This is a genomic window from Sulfurimonas sp. (genome assembly GCF_016744025.1).
Taxonomy (GTDB): Bacteria; Campylobacterota; Campylobacteria; order Campylobacterales; family Sulfurimonadaceae; genus Sulfurimonas.
Window position 1 is genome coordinate 1 of sequence record NZ_JADGFC010000045.1, and the last position, 17,926, is coordinate 17,926.

The window sequence follows — 17,926 nt, forward strand, 5'->3', positions numbered from 1 at the left end:
GGTTTAATATTTTATAATATTTTTAGATATACTAATACTATATAAAATTAAGGAATTTTAAAATGGCTGGTATTCATTTTCAATTTGAAGATTTTAAACAACTTCTTCGTTTAAACATAGGTATAGCTGATAGACTAGATGAGAATCGTGCTGAGAGTTTTACTATTTTATACTGCGATTTAAATGAAATACATGATGAAAAAGTCACTAAAGCCTTAGAGAAAATACTTCGTACTTCTGATACTATAGCTAACAACAAGACAGATTTCTTTTTTGTTTTGCCATATACAGATAAATATGGTGCAGATATTGTTAAAAAACTATTTGATAAATTTTTTGATAAATCTTTAAACTCTTTTTTGATAAGTTATCCAGTGGATGGTGAGAATGCGGATGAGTTAACACAAGTGCTTCAAAATAGTGTGAAACATTTTTGTAAAAATGATTTAAGTTATTTAGATTCTCTAAAGTAGCTTTTATCTTTTTTATAAAACTCTATAGCTTCTGATATCTTCTGCTCTTTATAAACTTTTTTATCACATATCCATCTACATTTTAATTTTTCATTTTGTGAAGCTTCAATATTTTCGATTCTTTTAGTTGTTTCATAAGCAGATAAGTCAAAGTTATTAACTTTTGAATCAAAAGGGCTTAAAGCTAACAAAAGTACTGGTAAAAATATTAAAATAATTTTGCTCAAACTAATAATCCTCATAAATCTTTCATCACTTATTTTCAGTATAAGGGCACATTGTATCATATTGCTTATGTAAAATAAGAATAATCAATTGAAATAATAACCTTTTATATAAAAAAGATCACCTTGGAATAATAAATGCTTAATTAAATGTAAATTCCCCTTTTTTTGGGACATATTAAGGAATTCATGATGGTTTTAGTAGAGTCAAAACAAGCAACGTCTAAATCTTCTGTCCTAAATACAGCACCTAAGGATGAAAAATCATCTCTATCTTTTTCCGAGTTATTAAAAGGTGCTGATAAAAAGGGTACAAAAGCTTTTGAAGGAAAGGGAGAAGTATTAGCTCTTGAAGGAAAGGGAGTAGTATTAGCTCTTGGCAGTGAAGAAAAAGATTTAAAGCTAAATACTAAAGTTCCCTTAAAGGCTGAGAGTAAAGTTTTAAAACTTGCAGGTGATGAAAAAGAGATTATTGCTAAAACAGTGATGAAAGATGATGCATTAGTTTTAGCTTTAGGAAATGAAAAAACTGAAATAGTAAAAGTTCCTAAAATTAGTGAAAAAAGAGATGCCTTAATATCTCTACTAAAAGGAAAAGAGACTTCAGTTAGTGAGTTAAAAGACGCCTTAGTAACGAAAACAAAATCAACACATGAAGTAGTTTCTAGAGAGTTTAAAACTTTAATATTAGATGCCAAAGATTATTTAAAATCTAAACTTGCAAAAGGTGACGAGTACAATAAAACAGAGATAAAAGAGATTAAACACACTCTAAAAGGTGTAACAACTCTTGCTCAAAAAATAGGTGTTGATATTGTAAAAGCAAGTATTGAAGAAGTAAAAGTAAGTAAAACTAACAATCCAAAAAGTTTGGAACTAAAATCTACTCCACTAAGAGATGCAATAGAGACTCCTACTCAAGATACTAAAGTTGCTAAGTCAAATGTTAACCATATAAATAACCCTAAGTCTATAGAAGATAATAATTCTAACTTAACAAAAGTTATAGATAAACTTGAAACTTATAAAACTAAGATACAAGAAGAAGAATCAAAAGATAAAAATGTTGTAGTAAATAAGCAAATTGATCCTATAAAAACAGCCACAGTAACTAATTCTAAAGTATCTCCTGATCATACTACAGAACAAATAGTTACGACAAAACAGCTTAAGGTAGAGATAAAAACACCAAAAGAAAAAGCTGATGAGACACTAAAGCAACTTCTGCGTGGAGAAAAAGCTATGGATGTTAACTCAAAATTAACTCCTGACTTTTCTGTTGCAACAGCTAAGGTGATTGCTCCAACTGCAACAACAGATGCTACTAAAAACTTAGAAAAACTTCTTCATGGAGAATCATCTTCAAGTGAGAATCAAAGCAATTCCAGTACAAAAGTAGAAGCTTCTACATCTTTAAAAACTGATAGCTTTGAAGTAAAACTAAATGAAGCAAAACAGATGATTAAGTATATTTCACAAGATGTAAAAAATGTAATTGAAGATTATAAATCTCCCTTTACAAGAGTGAAAGTTCAGTTAAATCCTCAAAGACTTGGTGAAATTGACTTAACTATAGTTCAAAGAGGTAAAAATCTTCATGTAAGTATCAGTTCCAATAATACGGCAATAAATGCACTCTCTATGAATGCAAATGAGTTAAGAACACAGTTAAGTAGTAATGGAATAAATAATGCTACCTTAAACTTTAATGATAGCTCACAGAATAATAATTCTAACTCTGCTGGGCAACAGCAAAATCGTCAAAATGAGCGTAAAGCTAATGAAGAATATAACTATTTTGATGAAACAGAAGCAAATGAAGAAATTTTAAGTTCATTAGAAATCGTAGTAGCAAACTACGCATAAAGGATAGATTATGGCAATTACAGCAACAGGTGCAAATATAGCACTAGAAAGTACAAAGCAAAAGATGGCTGATGCTGTCAAAGATAAAACAGCTTTAGGTAAAGATGATTTTATGAAACTACTTTTAGTAGAACTTCAGCATCAAGATCCAACAGAGCCTATGGATAGTGAAAAGATTTTAACACAAACTTCTCAACTAGCTACTCTTGAAGCTGCTGATAAAACAAATAAATCACTTGCCAACTTAGCTACTGCTATGGGCTCCTCACAACAGTTTTCCACTGTAGCAGCAATTGGAAAAACAGCAGATTTAGGTAGTAATTCTATAACTTATGATGAGGGTGGCAAATCTACTTTTGAAGTGTATTTCCCACAAGAAGTTTCTAAGGGATCTTTAGAGATTAAAGACTCATCAGGAAATACAATAAGCACTATAGATATTGAACCAAACAAAGCAGGCGTTTATCGCTTTGACTGGGATGGTAGACTAAATGATGGTGGTAGTGCTGATAGTGGTATATATGATGTTACAGCTTCATATACTAATCCTGCTGGAGATCTATTAAATACAAAATTTGGAGCTTATCCTATTGAGTCAATTAAATTTGATCAGGGTAAAACTTATCTAAAAGTTGGTTCTAATTATGTACCACTAGATAAGATCGCAGAAGTGTACTAGAAATTAAAGGGCTATAAAATGATGACTCAAGCTTTTTATACTGGATTATCAGGATTAAAATCTAATCAAACGGCAATAGATTTAAAAGCTGATAATCTATCAAATGTTTCCACAGTTGGTTTTCGCTCATATGAACCAGAATTTGCTTCTATGTTTGAAACCTCTATAAACACAACTGCTCCTGGTACAAGTAATAATGGTATTGGATATGGTGTTCAGATACAAACAACTTCTATGAACAAAGATACTGGAACTATGCTTCATTCTGAAAAAAGTACAGACTTAGCAATAATAGGAGAGGGTTGGTTTGGTATTCAAGGTGAAAATGAAGCACTTTATACTCGTGCAGGTAATTTTACATTCGATAGAGAGAATGACCTTGTTACACAAGATGGACATTATGTTTTAGGAACTATGGGTACTAACATTAGTGAAGATAATAAAATTACTGATATTGTCGAAGAAGTTAAATTAGGTGGAATAGATTCTCAAGAAAAACTGCGTTTTCCAAAAGACTTATCTTATCCCACAGAACCAACAAAAAATGCCAAATTTCTTGGTAATCTTGGTACGGAAGATGAGATTAGAACTATTGGTGCCAGTGTTGTTGACAAAGATAATAATAAAAACCATTTAAAACTTACTTTTATAAAATCTGCACAACAACCAGCATCTGGAATGCAGTGGGATATAAAAGCTAGCATACAAAGTCTTAACGGTGAAGAAATATATGGGACAAAGACCGGTATAGTTAAATTTGATACAGATGGTTCTTTAATATCAAATACATTAAAAACTATTGATAATAAGGGAACAGAAATAAACATTGATCTTGGAAATGGCTTTGATGGCCTTGTTTCTATTAATAATCTCAATATCTCTGCTTCAAATATAACAGATGGAGCTATTGGTGGTGACCTAGAAGGTTATACTATCAATAAAAATGCTGAAATTATTGCAACATTTACAAATGGTCAGCAGACTAGTGTAGGAAAGATTGCTATTTTTCACTTTAGAAACGAGCAAGGACTTGATCGTGCAAGTGGAGCAAGGTTTTCTGCGAGTAGTAATAGTGGAAGACCAATGTTTTATCAAAATCAAAATGGTGAAAATATCATCGGTGCAAATATTCTTAACTATAATCTTGAGAGTTCAAATGTAAATTTACCTGCAGGATTAACTGACTTAATAATCTTACAAAGAGCATATGATGCAAACTCAAAATCTATTAGTACAGCAAATGAGATGATGCAAAAAGCTCTTCAAATGGATGCATAAAATAATTCATAAAGTTGGAACAAAAAATGCTATTTAATTTATACTAAGTAAAAAACACTAATGTTTTGGGCTTTATGCCTAGTAAAACCTAGTGATATTCTCATAAATAAGAGGAAGAGGTTCCCTTGAATTTGTGAAATAAATTAAAGGATATAAGATGTTAAAATCACTTTTTTCCGGTGTATCGGGTTTACAATCTCATCAAGTAGCAATGGATATTGAGTCAAATAATATATCAAACGTTAATACTGTAGGTTTTAAATATTCTCGTGCAAATTTTTCAGATCTTTTAGCTCAAACAAAAGCTATTGCTACTGCTCCTCAAGGCGCACTTGGTGGTAAGAACCCTGTTCAAGTTGGACTTGGATCTACTGTAAGCTCTAAAACAACTATATTTTCACAGGGTTCTATCCAAAATTCAGATAAAAATACAGATGTTGCTATTCAAGGAGACGGTTTCTTTATCGTTTCTCCTGATGGTGGTAACACTTACAAATTCACTCGTGCTGGTGACTTTAAATTTGATGCAGGTGGAAACTTTGTTGATAATAATGGATTTATTACTCAGGGTTGGTTAAGAGATCCGGTAACTGGAAAAGTTGATTCAACTGCTCCTATTACAGATATAAATATTCCTCCAGGATTAACAACTCCGGCTAATGCAACTAAAGAAGTTGTACTAAAAGCTAATCTTAACTCAGGACCATTAGTGGATAGTTTTTCTCCATCTTATACTGTTCCAAGTATTCCAGCAGGTGAACTTCCGGCAAACTATTCAGCAGTAGATGCTAATGGAAATCCGGTAGCTTCTGACGATATAGGAATTATGTTTAATGAGATAGGTGAATCTTTTTCTCTTCAAAAAAATCAGGGTGTTTGGGCTTCATTTCAAAGTTCAAAAACAACAGCTGCTACTCCAGTTTCAGCTACTGCTGATTTAGCTCTTCAATTTAAAATGGATGATGGAAGTTTAGTTAATGTTAGTTCTGTTAGTACAGGAAATCAAGATGTTAATGGTAACAAATATGCTGCAGCAATAAATGCTCAATCAGCAATAACTGGAATCTCGGCTTCGTATGATTTAAAAACAAAACAGATGACTTTGGTAAATGATAACTCAAGAACTTCTTCATCACATAATATTCAAATTATTGGTAATGACGCCGGTACAGGATTATCAGTTGCTAATAGTGTTGTTACAGCACATAAATATCAATATGATCCATCAGGGGCAGTAACTGTTCCAGGTTCAGATAAAAAGTTTAAAACAATAGCTGATTTACGATACTCATTAGAGAGACAAGCTAGAGATACGAACGGTGATGGTATTGAGACAGATGACAATAATATTAAGGTAATTGTAAACGAGCAGGGTAAAATAGAACTTAGTAATCCTGGTGGCGGGGCTAATGATTATGGTATTAACCTGAAAATGACAGCTATCATTGAACCGGGTATAACAAACAATGCTCGTTTTACTAAAAGTATGGAAGCTCTTAACTCTGTTCTACCAGCGGCAAGTGGAGGAAAGGCATTTTCACAAAGTTTTAATGCTGCTACACACTCAAGCTCAATTGACCTTTTTGATTCTCTTGGTTCTAAACATACTGTAAGAATGGAGTTTAGAAAGACAGCACTAGACAAAACTACTGGTAGTACATGGGATATGGTTGTAAGTGTACCACCTCCTGCAACTATAGATACATCATCTCCGTTTAATGAAAAAATAGGTTCTGTTCGTTTTAATAATGACGGTTCTTTAGCAACTTATAACCCTCCAAATATTTCTTTTTCTGGAAATAACGGTTCAGCTCCTGATCAGCAGTTAAACTTTAGTTTTGGCACAGCAAATGCATTTGATGGAATGACAAGTTTTGATTCACTATCTACTACTTCTGGTATTTCTCAAGATGGTTTTACAGGTGGAGATTTAGTTGGTATTAGAATCGATCAAAGTGGTACTTTAGTTGGTTCATTCTCAAACGGTCGTTCTTTTGGTCTTGCTCAAATTGGTATGGCAAAATTTACGAATAATGAAGGTCTTTCAGCAGAAGGAGGAAATGTATATACTCTATCTGCTAACTCTGGTGATCCTATTATTGGAACAGCAGCAACAGCAGGTCGTGGGTTTATCCAGGCAGCCGCACTTGAAGCTTCAAATGTTGACCTCTCACGCGCGCTTACTCAACTAATCATTATTCAAAGAGGTTATCAAGCCAATGGTAAGATTATTACAACCTCTGATCAGCTTCTTCAAACACTAATTGGATTGAAAAACTAATATAAGTTTTTTATAACTTTTTTCTTCTCACGCAATGCGTGGGAGCACTAACAACAAATAATTTTTTCGATATAATTATCCTAATATTTTTACATTAGGAATTATTAGATGCAATTCTCTGCTCCCCTTAAATCAAACTCAAAAAAAGTAATGTTACTAGGTTCTGGCGAACTAGGTAAAGAAGTGGCTATAGAAGCTCAAAGACTAGGTCTTGAAGTCGTAGCAGTTGATAGATATCAAAATGCACCGGCTCATCACGTTGCTCACCGCTCTTATGTTGTAAATATGCAAGATAAAGAAGCTTTATTAGAAATTATTTACAGAGAAAAACCTGATTATATTCTTCCTGAAATTGAGGCTATATCTATAGATGCTCTTTTTGCAGCAGAAGATAAGGGTTATAATGTAATACCAAATGCAGCGGCAGTTAGTAAGACAATGAATAGAAAAAATATTCGTACATTTGCAGCAGAAGTTCTTGGTTTAAAAACTGGTCCTTATGAGTTTGTAACTACTGAAGATGGACTCAGAGATGCATCTAAGCGCATGGGTTATCCTTGTGTTATAAAACCAGTTATGAGCTCTTCAGGTCATGGTCAAAGTGTTCTAAAATGTGAAGAAGATGTTTCTAAGTCTTGGGAAATTGCAAAAGAAGCTCGTGGAGATGCTAGTGAGTTAATTGTTGAGGCATTTGTTGATTTTGATTATGAGATTACAATGTTAACTGCTAGAAACGGAAATGAGACTGTTTTTTGTGAGCCTATCGGGCATGAGCAAAAAGATGGTGATTATGTATTTTCATGGCAACCAATGCAGATGAGTGCAGTCGCAAAACAAAAATCACAAGAAATGGCTAAAATAATTACTGATGGTCTTGGTGGTCGTGGTCTTTTTGGTGTTGAGCTTTTCATAAAAGATGACGAAGTCTATTTTTCAGAAGTAAGTCCTCGTCCACACGATACGGGAATGGTTACTCTTATTACTCAGTCTCAAAGTGAGTTTGCTCTGCATCTAAGAGCTGTTCTTGGTCTACCTTTAGGCTTTACTTTTTACGGTGATGGTGCATCTGCTGCATTTAAATCAACTAAGCATAACTTTGCTCCTGTAGTTGATATTGATGATTCTTTATTTAGTGACAACTCATTTGTAAGAGTCTTCTCAAAACCTGAGGCGCACGAAGGAAGAAGACTTGCAGTTGCTCTTGTTCTTGATGATGTTGAAAAAGCAGTAGAAAAATCACGTGAACTTATAAAAAAAGTGAAGGACGCATAATGAAGATTGTTTTACTAGATGCACTAACTTTTGGAGATACAGACTTAAGTATATTTGATTCTTTAGGTGAAGTTGTAGTTTATAAAACTACATCTGCAAATCAAGTTGAAGAACGTATAAAAGATGTAAATGTTATCGTAACAAACAAGGTTGTTATAAGTGATGAGCTTATGGCAAATACTCCAAGTCTTAAACTTATTTGTATTGCTGCTACAGGAATGAATAATGTTGATCTTGAAGCTGCTAATAAAAGAAATATTGAAGTAAAAAATGTTGCTGGATATTCTACAGACTCAGTTATACAGCATACTTTTTCAATGCTTTTTTATCTAATAGCAAATTCAAAATATTATGATGAATATGTAGAAAGTGGAGCATACTCAAAGAGTCCAGTTTTTACAGATCTTTCAAAATCATTTTTTGAGATTAAAGGCAAAAAGTGGGGAATAATCGGTCTTGGCTCAATTGGTCGTGGTGTTGCAAATATTGCATCTTCGTTTGGAGCTGAAGTTCTTTACTATTCAACAAGTGGAGTAAGTAGAGAAGAAGACTTCCAAAGTGTAACAATAGATGAGTTATTGAAAAGTGGTGATATTATCTCTATTCATGCACCTCTTAATGATAAAACAAACAATCTTTTAGATTATGAACAGTTGTTAACTTGTAGAGATGGAGCTATAGTTCTTAACCTAGGACGCGGTGGTATAATCAATGAAGAGGCTGTTGCAAAGATAATAGATGAGAAAAATATATCTTTTGGTCTTGATGTTTTAACTCGCGAACCAATGCTTGAAAATCATCCACTCTCTTGTGTAAAAAATAAAGAAAATCTATATATAACTCCTCACATTGCTTGGGCATCTGTTGAAGCAAGAGATACTCTTATAGCATCTGTAGCTCAAAATATTAAATCTATAAATTCTTAAATGTTCTTAAAAAGGAGATGAAATCGCTGAGTTAGCACTTTTTCTCTCTGCCTTTTTAGCAGCAACAATCTTTCCTTTTTCATCTGAAGTAGCATTTATTGCTGCTTTGACAAGCGGCATGCCTATCTTAGATTCAATGCTCCTTGCATCTAGTGGAAATGTTTTAGCCATAATATTAAATTATTGGCTTGGATATTGGCTCTACGAAAAAACAAAAACAAAATTAAAATCTTCAAAAATCGGTGCTAAGAGTTTAGAATATGGACATAAACATGGTTACTTTATACTTCTTCTTACTTGGTTACCTATCATTGGTGATCCACTAACACTTGTTGCAGGTGTTTTAAGACTAAAGTTTGTTTGGTTTGTTATAGTTGCAGGAACTCTTAGAATCGCAAGATATTACTTTTTGGCTCTTGTGGTATAATTAATATTATGAAAACGCTTATATTATTAGTATTTATTATATCTTCACTACCTGCACAGCAGAAGTCTTTAGATAAGGTTTCCTTACAACTTATGTGGTTAGACCAGTTTCAATTTGCCGGATATTATATGGCAAAGGAAAAAGGTTTTTACGAAGAAGCAGGTTTAGATGTAGATATTAAAAAGTTTAAATATGAGATGGATACAGTTGAAGAAGTTTTAAGTGCAAGAGCAACTTTTGGAGTTGGACGCTCTAGTTTGATTAAGTTTCATTCAGAAGGTAAAAAAGTAGTTCTTATTTCTGCAATATTTCAATCATCTCCACTTACCTTAGTAAGTCTAGCATCCTCAAATATAAGCAGTGTAAAGGATTTTGCCAATAGAAAAATCATGCTTACAAAAAATGCCATGAATACTGCATCTATCAACGCTATGATAATGTCAAATGGTGCTGATGAAAGCCAGATAATATTTAAAGAACATACTTTTGACTTTGAAGAGCTATTAGATGGAAGAGTTGATCTTTACGCCGGTTATACTTCAAATGAACCATTCCTTTTAGAAAAAAAAGGAATCCCATATAAGCTTTTTTTTCCAAAAAATGAAGGCTTTGATTTTTATAGTGACCTACTTTTCACTTCAGATAAAGAAGTCCATGATAATCCTAAAAGAGTAGATATCTTTAGAAAATCCTCTCTTAAAGGATGGCAGTATGCATTTGATAACATAGATGAAACTGTGAAGTTAATACATGAAAAATATAACTCTCAAAACAAGAGTATTGAAGCGCTTTTTTTTGAAGCTAAAGAGTTAAAAAAACTGGCTTTTTCTCAAAATATTAAACTTGGAGAAATCAGCGAAAAAAAAGTATTAAGAATATTTGATGTCTATAAAATTATGGGACTTGCAAAAAATTCTCTTGATGTGCAAGATTTTATATTTAAAAGTCCTTCAAGCATAATAACAACAAAAGAACTAAATTATTTAAAAAGTAAAAAAGAGATAAGTATTTGTGTAATACCATCATTTTTACCATATAGTGCAATAGAAGATGGAAAATTTGTAGGAATAGGGGCAGGAACGCTAAAAATTGTAGAGAAGAAAATATCTACTACTTTTAAACTTGTCAATACTAAGTCATGGAAAGAGTCTCTTCAAAAAGCTAAAAATGGAGAGTGTGATTTATTTCCAATTATTGAAAGCACCCCATTAAGAAAAAAGTATATAAAATTTACAACACCATATTTTGAAGAATCTTTAGTTGTTGTAACAGATAATTCAAAGAACTATATCTTAGATGTAAATACTGTTTTAGATAAAGAGTTTTCAATAGTTAAAGGTTATTCATTTATTGAGACTTTACGTAAAAAATATCCAGAGATAAAACTTAATCTTGTTTCTTCTAGGAAAGAAGGATTTTTGGGCGTTGAAAATGGTAAGTATTATGGTCATATCGATTCTATGATGACATCTGCATATTATATGCAACAATACTCAAAAGTAAATTTAAAAATCTCAGGACAATTTGAAGATAGCATAAAGATTAGTTTTGGTGTTAGAGCAGATGATGAAATACTATTTGAAATATTTGAAAAAGTCGCAAAGAGTATAAAACCTCAAGATATTCAAAAAGTTTTAAATGAGTGGGTGTCAATTAATTATACTAATGGTAATTATTTTGAGTATATAAAAAATGTTTTAATCTTTGTTTTGGTTATAGGAATAGTATTTTTATATAGACAGTATTTATTAAATAAGAAAAATAAAGAGTTGGAGAAACTACAAAGAGAGCTTGTAGAATTAAATATATCACTAGAATCTAAAGTAGAAGATGCAGTTAGTGAAATAGTAAAAAAAGATGCTTTTCTTTTACAACAGTCTCGTTTAGCTCAGATGGGTGAGATGCTAAGTATGATCGCTCATCAGTGGAAACAGCCTCTTAGTTCGATATCTGCAATGCAAATATCTATCAGAATGGCTATAGAACTTGAAAAATATGACTTCAACGATAAAAATCAAAGACAAGAATTTCTAGAGTTTTTAAATAAAAAGCTTAATAAAATAGGTGCAAATACACAAAATTTAAGTCAGATTATTTCAGATTTCAGTGATTTTTATAAGCCAAATAAAAAGTCAAAGGTAATGCTTTTAGATGGTGCAATTATGAAGGCATGTAATCTTGTAGAAGAGAGTATTAGTGTTAATCACATAACACTAAATCTTGATTTAAATTCTAAAGCATCAATAAAATTACATGAAAATGAGTTTATGCAAGTAGTATTAAATATTTTAAGTAATGCAAAAGACCAGTTAATCAACAAAAGTATTGTAAATGGATTAATAAACCTTAAGAGTTATGATGAAGGTGCTTACTCTATTGTAGAAATAAGCGATAATGCTGGTGGGATTGAAGAGAATATAATTAGTAAAATATTTGACCCATACTTTTCTACAAAACTGGAAAAAAATGGAACAGGATTAGGTCTTTATATGTCTAAAAAGATTTTAGAAGATTATCATAATGGTAGCGTCAGGGTTAAAAATATTAAAGATGGAGTAGTCTTTATTATAAAAATTGGGATAGAGGAAACAGATGAAAAGTGATGTTTTAATCATTGGAGCAGGAGGTGCAGGTTTAGTAGCTGCAATCAGTGCTCATGAAAGTGGTGCGAAAGTAAGAGTTATAACAAAAGAGTACCCGACAAGAAGTCAAACAAGTATGGCTCAAGGTGGTATAAATGCAGCTCTTAGCAATGCTGGTGAAGATAGTATTGAAGCACATATTAAAAACACTTTAAAATCTGCTCACGGTATTGCAAATGAAGAAGCAGTTAATTTTTTATGTCAAAGCGCTCCTAAGGCTATAGAGTGGCTTGATAGCATTGGTGTATGTTTTTCTCGTACAAAAGAGTCAAAGATAGCTCAAAGAAAGCTTGGTGGTGCCTCAGCAGCTTGTGCTTGTTATGCACAAGACTATACCGGTCTTAAAATTCTGCATACTCTTTATGACAAATGTCTAAGTCTTGGTATTGAGATACTAAATGAAAAATATCTCTTAGATTATATTGTAGAAGATGATCGCGTATATGGAGCTATTGTACTAGATATAAGAACAGGTGAAGTACAAAGATATGAGAGCTCATCTCTTATCATTGCAACTGGTGGTTACAGCCGCATCTATGATAAGTATTCTACAAACTCCAATTCAACAACTGGCGATGGACTAGCCGCAGCAATCCGCGGAGGAGCTAGAGTAAGTGACATGGAGTTTATTCAGTTTCACCCAACAGCACTTAAAAACTCATCTGTACTAATATCAGAGAGTGCTAGAGGTGCAGGCGGGTTTCTTTTAAACTCTAAGGGTGAAAGGTTTGTAAATGAACTTCTTCCTCGAGATGAAGTAGCTCGTGCTATTAATGATGAGATCCTTCGTAGTGAAGATATTTTTTTAGATATTAGACATCTTGGAGAAGAGTTTATCAATGAAGAACTTCCCCAAGAGAGAAAGCTTGCAAAACTATATGAGAATGTTGATCCGGTTTATGATCTTATCCCAATAAAACCTGTTGCTCACTATACAATGGGTGGAATTGAAGTAGATAAAAATTCATCAACAAGAATAAAAGGGCTTTATGCTGCTGGTGAATGTGCCAATCATAGAGTTCATGGAGCTAATAGACTTGGAGGCAACTCTCTTTTAGAACTTGTAGTTTTTGGTAAACAAGCTGGAGTAAATGCTGCTCTATACGCTAAAAATTTTGATAAGAGTCTAGATGACGCTACTCAGTTAAGTATTGATAAAAACTTTATATCTAAAGTTAGAGCCTTTAGCAATGAAATAGATTTTTATAAGATAAGAGAAGAACTTGGAGATATGTTTTACACAAAAGTTGGAATCTCAAGAAAAAAAGAGAGTCTTGAATCATCCCTAATACATGTCAAAGATTTACTAAGCAAAGTGCATCTTATGGGTGTTAGTGATAAATCAAAAATATATAACACAAATCTTATAGAGTTTTTAGAATTTAAAAACATGTTAGAAATAAGTAGGCTTGTTTTAAAGGGAGCTATTGCAAGAAATGAGAGTAGAGGTTCTCACTTTAGAGAAGATTATCCAAATGAAGATGAGAAGTTTAAGATGCATACAATCGTAGATAAAGATGGAGTTGTTTCATGAAAATTAAAATTCAAAGAGAGAGTATTGTAGAGTATGAAGTAGACATACAAGACTCTACTCTTTTAAATATTTTACAGATGATAAAAATAACTCAAGATGCAACGCTTACTTATTCAAGTGGCTGTAAAAGCAGTGTTTGTGGAAGCTGTTCTATGAGAGTAAATGGTAGAGAAATTTTAGCATGTGTATATAAGGTTCAAGATGGTGATTTTATCCAACCACTAAAAAACGTTCCCATTATTCGTGATCTTGTTGTAGATATGGATAAAGCCCTTTCATTCAATGAAAAAGCAAAGGCTTGGCTACATACACTTAATCCATCAATAACACTTTCAAAAGAGAATGAAAAGATAAATGAAATACAAAGTAACTGTATTTTGTGTGGAGCATGTTACAGTGCTTGTCCTGTATATGCCGTGAATGAAGAGTTTATTGGACCATTCTCATTAACACGAGTTTGGAGATATGTTAGCGATGTTAGAGAACAAAACGCTAATGAAAAGATTGAAGTTATCCAAACTAGTGGCATCTGGGATTGTACCCTATGTAACGAATGTACTTTAGTCTGTCCTCAAGATATATCTAGTAAAGCAGATATAGAAAAATTACGCTCAAAATCTGCAATCTTAGGATACAGTGACCCTAACTTTGCTGCTTCTTTTGGCGGAGGATTTGGCACTTCTATTGATGGAAGTCCTAGTTTCTAACTTATAACAATGTTATAAATATGTTATAATCGACATAATAATTTTAAAGGGTTTAAAATGGCGAAAGAACATTCATTTGACATAAGTGCAAAAATAGATATTCAAAACTTTAAAAATGCTATAAACATGGTTGATAGAGAAGTAGCTAATCGTTACGACTTTAAAGGAACAACATATGAAGTTAGCTTTAAAGAAAAAGAAAAACTTTTAGTTTTAATCGCTTCTAGTGATAATAAAATTGATGCTCTAAAAGATATAGTAGTTGCGAAGTTTTTAAAACAAGGTCTATCATCAAAAGTTCTTGAAGAACTTCGTGTAGAAGATTCATCTGGAAACAATAGAAAAATGACTTTTAAAGTTGTTGATTATATTGAGTCAAAAGAGGCTAAAAAAATAACTGCTGAGATAAAAAAAATGAAGCTTAAAGTAAATGCCCAGATAGAAGGTGATGCTATAAGAGTCAAGGGTGCAAAGCTTGATGACTTACAAAAGGTTATGCAAGAGATTCGTTCAGGTGAGTGGGAAGCTCCTTTAGTTTTTGAAAATATGAGATAGGGATTTAGAAATGTCTAAAATGAATATCGCAGATGCAGCATTAAAACTCGGAGTATCTAAAGAAGCAATTCACAACCGTATTAGAAGAGGTTCTTTAGAGAGTGTGATTGAAGATGGTGTAAAGTATGTACTTTTAAAAGAGGATGGTGCATCTACTAACAAACCATCTACAAAAAGAACTAACACTAGAGTTATGCATGAAGCTGATTCTAGATACTACAAACTCTTAGAAGAACAAAATGAAAGACTTCAACAAAAAGTTGACAAGCTCGAAGGTGAGACAAAAACTCTTAGAGAGCAAAAAGAGCAAATTTTAATTGAAGAAAGAATTAGAATAGAAAATATCTATAAAGATAAAGATGAACAGTTAAAAAATATACTAAATGCTATATCTTCTAAGTTTTTATTAAATTCTCCAAGTGCTGAGTTAGTGCTGGAGAGTGAAGAACTTGTTGAAGCTGAAATTGAGTCTGAAGAAGAGTCAAATGATTTGATATCTTTAAAAAAGTATTTAAAAGATACAAAGTATTCTGATAAAAAGAGTCAAAAAATAAAAGATAGAGTTAAAAAAGTTTCTAAAAAAGATAGCAGAATAGTTACAGTTGGTAAAAAGTTTTATATCAATCCTGCAAAGTTTGACTACAGTGATATTATTCACTAGTAGTCAAATTATATTCTTATAAGTCACTACTCTTAAGCGTTAAGCCTTTAAGATGTGAGATTGGATAAGAGTAAGATATACCTTCACCTAAATCTACAATATCAAGTTTATGCATAACGTTATAGATAATTTTATCAACTTTTTTCGTTGGAACTATAAACATCAGGTCTACATCTGTAGGATCACTGTGAAGACGGTTATAGAAGTTATCCATCTCCTCTAGACCCATACCATGAGCATCTGTAATAGTTACACCACCTGCACCTGCATCACGAGCTGCAATAAGCGCATTATCCTGATCTTTTCTAGGTACAATAACATGAACAGCTGAGAAAGGCATTTTGTATGAGTGTCTCTTACCTGTTCCTTGAATCTGTACAGTTGAGAGTCCCATATCATTAGCTTGCTCAATTGCTTGACGTAGCTCATTCATATGTAACTCTTCAAGCTCATGCTCGCCTTTAATACCCATTCTCTCAGTGATAACACCGTATGCCATAACTGTGATCATCGGAAATAGTGAAGCAAAAGCTATAAGACCAAAACCATCTATTAGTGGATCACGTCCTGGAATATTAGTAGCTAGTCCAAGACCAAGAGCAGCCACAAGAGGTACAGTTACAGTTGAAGTTGTAACCCCACCACTATCATATGCAATAGGGATGATATATTTTGGAGCTATAAATGTAAGTGCAATAACAATCATATAACCAACCACAATATAATAAACAATTTCTCCACCATTTACAATTCTAAAAGCACCAAGAGCAATACCAATTGCAACACCAAGGGCAACAAAAAGACGAAGTACAAAGTCATTTATCTTTCCATCACTAATTTCTTTTGCTTTTTTAGCAATTGCTGTAAGTGAAGGCTCAGCCATAGTTGTAGAAAAACCTATAGCAAAAGCAAAAGAATAGATAATGGTGTTATTATCATTTTGAGTTAACTGTAAGGCCATTGACTCACCAAGTGAGAAAAGACCCATTTCTAAACCAATTATAAAAGCATCTAGTCCAATAATAACAAGCCCAAAACCTATAAGTACTTCTTTAAGATTGCTAATAGGCTTTTTGATTATTACATATTGGAAAAAGAGTATAACTGCTAAGATAGGTAGAACATCTGTTGTAACACTTAGTAGACCTTTTAACATTGATAGTAAGTTAAAATCAAATGCAGCAGCAGTTTCTGCGGTATGTTCAATAATAGGTGAAATATTAGCAGCCGCTTCTACAAATTGATACACATAAATACCGTAAAATTGAACAAAAATCATAGGAGTAAGTGAAGCAAAGGCAATAAGACCAAAACCATCTAGAACAGGATTTCTTCCCTTAATAGTAGATGCTAGACCAATACCTAAGGCTGCGACAAGAGGAACAGTAACCGTGGAAGTTGTTACTCCACCAAGGTCAAATGCTAAACCAACAATCTCTTTTGGTGAAAATGCAGTTGCAGCTACAACTAAAACATAACCAGTAATAATGTAATAGTGAATAGGATGACCTTTTATAATCCTCCAAACACCTAAAACAATTGCAAAACCAACAGAAAATGCAACAACCATTCTAAGGACAAATGCATCTATTCTTCCAGAACTTATTCCAGCTGCTTTATCGGCGATAACGAGCAGAGCTGGTTCAGCTACAGTAGTACCAAAACCAATCATAAAAGCAAAAAGAACAATCCAACCAGTTGAACCTTTATGAGCAAAATCACTTGCTAAGCCTTCTCCAACTGGGAATATTCCAACTTCAAGACCAAGTAAAAATATAGCTAAACCAACACCAACTATTGCTAAGCCTATTGTAGTGCTTAACCAATTATCTGGCACGGTCTGAATGATTACTAATTGAAAGAACATAATGACTAAAATAATAGGCATTAGATCTCTAAATGATTCTTTTAACAGTTTAAAAAATGAAGCAATACTTAACACTAAAACCCTTTATTTAATTATAATGGAATATTATCTTAATTATGTTAAATTTAAGGTGAAATATTAATGCTTAGAGTATTTTTAAGAATGATAAGGTAAAATCACAAGCTACAAATACAATAATGGTTTTGTGTCCGAGTGGCCGATGGTGCAACCTTGGAAAGGTTGTGTAGGTTTTCCTACCGAGAGTTCGAATCTCTCCAAAACCACCATATATATTTTTCTTAATTTTAATAAACCTCATATAAAATAGCTAACTTTCAAATTACTATAATGCTTTTACAACAGTGCTAAATTTTCCATGGCAGTTATTCAAATCTAAAAATTCATATCTTTATCATATAATTCATACATAGTATTTAAAATCGCCAATTCCAACAACAAGTGCAATTTCCACCTAAATTAGCTAGCTAATCTTTTACTCATTTCACTGAAAAACACTTCATACGGAGTTTTGTA

15 protein-coding genes and 1 tRNA gene are annotated in these 17,926 nt (G+C 32.6%); 14 read left to right on the forward strand and 2 right to left on the reverse strand.

Annotated elements, in window-relative coordinates; translation table 11 throughout:
* The first annotated feature begins 62 nt into the window (after positions 1-62).
* Complete coding sequence (locus tag QZZ48_RS08075; protein ID WP_294964142.1) at positions 63-473, forward strand: hypothetical protein; 411 nt, start codon at positions 63-65, stop codon at positions 471-473.
* On the opposite strand, the gene QZZ48_RS08080 is transcribed toward QZZ48_RS08075, so the two are convergent.
* Positions 452-700: a hypothetical protein gene (locus tag QZZ48_RS08080; protein WP_294964145.1), complete on the reverse strand. Its 249-nt coding sequence runs from the start codon at positions 698-700 to the stop codon at positions 452-454. The two genes, QZZ48_RS08075 and QZZ48_RS08080, sit on opposite strands and share 22 nt — an antisense overlap.
* 186 nt (positions 701-886) lie before the next feature.
* Here QZZ48_RS08080 and QZZ48_RS08085 point away from each other — a divergent pair, with 186 nt between their 5' ends.
* From QZZ48_RS08085 to QZZ48_RS08140, 12 genes are all read left to right on the forward strand, one after another.
* Positions 887-2,563, forward strand: a complete 1,677-nt coding sequence (locus QZZ48_RS08085) for a flagellar hook-length control protein FliK (protein ID WP_294964148.1) — start codon at positions 887-889, stop codon at positions 2,561-2,563.
* Between the two features lie 10 nt (positions 2,564-2,573).
* On the forward strand, positions 2,574-3,242 hold the full coding sequence (locus QZZ48_RS08090; protein WP_294964150.1) for a FlgD immunoglobulin-like domain containing protein: 669 nt from the start codon (positions 2,574-2,576) through the stop codon (positions 3,240-3,242).
* A gap of 18 nt (positions 3,243-3,260) precedes the next feature.
* Positions 3,261-4,520: a flagellar hook-basal body complex protein gene (locus QZZ48_RS08095; protein WP_294964153.1), complete on the forward strand. Its 1,260-nt coding sequence runs from the start codon at positions 3,261-3,263 to the stop codon at positions 4,518-4,520.
* 157 nt (positions 4,521-4,677) lie between these two features.
* Positions 4,678-6,801 carry a flagellar hook protein FlgE gene (flgE, locus tag QZZ48_RS08100; protein ID WP_294964155.1) on the forward strand — a complete coding sequence of 708 codons (2,124 nt, stop codon included), beginning with the start codon at positions 4,678-4,680 and terminating at the stop codon, positions 6,799-6,801.
* Positions 6,802-6,909: 108 nt separating this feature from the next.
* The gene (gene purT, locus QZZ48_RS08105; protein WP_294964158.1) at positions 6,910-8,073 is read left to right on the forward strand and encodes a formate-dependent phosphoribosylglycinamide formyltransferase; all 1,164 of its coding nucleotides are present in this window, start codon (positions 6,910-6,912) and stop codon (positions 8,071-8,073) included.
* Positions 8,073-8,999 (forward strand): D-2-hydroxyacid dehydrogenase, encoded by a 927-nt coding sequence (locus QZZ48_RS08110; protein WP_294964160.1) that lies wholly within the window; start codon positions 8,073-8,075, stop codon positions 8,997-8,999. The genes purT and QZZ48_RS08110 overlap by 1 nt, the downstream gene beginning before the upstream one ends.
* Before the next feature lie 118 nt (positions 9,000-9,117).
* Entirely contained in the window at positions 9,118-9,426 is a 309-nt protein-coding gene (locus QZZ48_RS08115; RefSeq protein WP_294964162.1) for a VTT domain-containing protein, read from the forward strand.
* An 8-nt stretch (positions 9,427-9,434) separates the two neighbouring features.
* On the forward strand, positions 9,435-12,029 hold the full coding sequence (locus QZZ48_RS08120; protein ID WP_294964165.1) for an ABC transporter substrate-binding protein: 2,595 nt from the start codon (positions 9,435-9,437) through the stop codon (positions 12,027-12,029).
* Positions 12,019-13,602 (forward strand): FAD-dependent oxidoreductase, encoded by a 1,584-nt coding sequence (locus QZZ48_RS08125; RefSeq protein WP_294964167.1) that lies wholly within the window; start codon positions 12,019-12,021, stop codon positions 13,600-13,602. Before QZZ48_RS08120 ends, QZZ48_RS08125 begins: the two co-directional genes overlap by 11 nt.
* Positions 13,599-14,309 carry a 2Fe-2S iron-sulfur cluster-binding protein gene (locus QZZ48_RS08130; protein ID WP_294964177.1) on the forward strand — a complete coding sequence of 237 codons (711 nt, stop codon included), beginning with the start codon at positions 13,599-13,601 and terminating at the stop codon, positions 14,307-14,309. Before QZZ48_RS08125 ends, QZZ48_RS08130 begins: the two co-directional genes overlap by 4 nt.
* 57 nt (positions 14,310-14,366) lie before the next feature.
* On the forward strand, positions 14,367-14,864 hold the full coding sequence (locus QZZ48_RS08135; protein WP_294964180.1) for a YajQ family cyclic di-GMP-binding protein: 498 nt from the start codon (positions 14,367-14,369) through the stop codon (positions 14,862-14,864).
* A 10-nt stretch (positions 14,865-14,874) separates the two neighbouring features.
* A complete protein-coding gene (locus tag QZZ48_RS08140) occupies positions 14,875-15,525 on the forward strand; it encodes a DNA-binding protein (protein WP_294964182.1) in 651 nt (216 codons plus the stop codon).
* 16 nt (positions 15,526-15,541) lie between these two features.
* On the opposite strand, the gene QZZ48_RS08145 is transcribed toward QZZ48_RS08140, so the two are convergent.
* Positions 15,542-17,467, reverse strand: a complete 1,926-nt coding sequence (locus QZZ48_RS08145) for a DUF1538 domain-containing protein (protein ID WP_294964184.1) — start codon at positions 17,465-17,467, stop codon at positions 15,542-15,544.
* A gap of 124 nt (positions 17,468-17,591) precedes the next feature.
* On the opposite strand from QZZ48_RS08145, the gene QZZ48_RS08150 reads away from it, so the two are divergent.
* Positions 17,592-17,679, forward strand: a tRNA-Ser gene (locus tag QZZ48_RS08150).
* Positions 17,680-17,926: the final 247 nt, after the last annotated feature.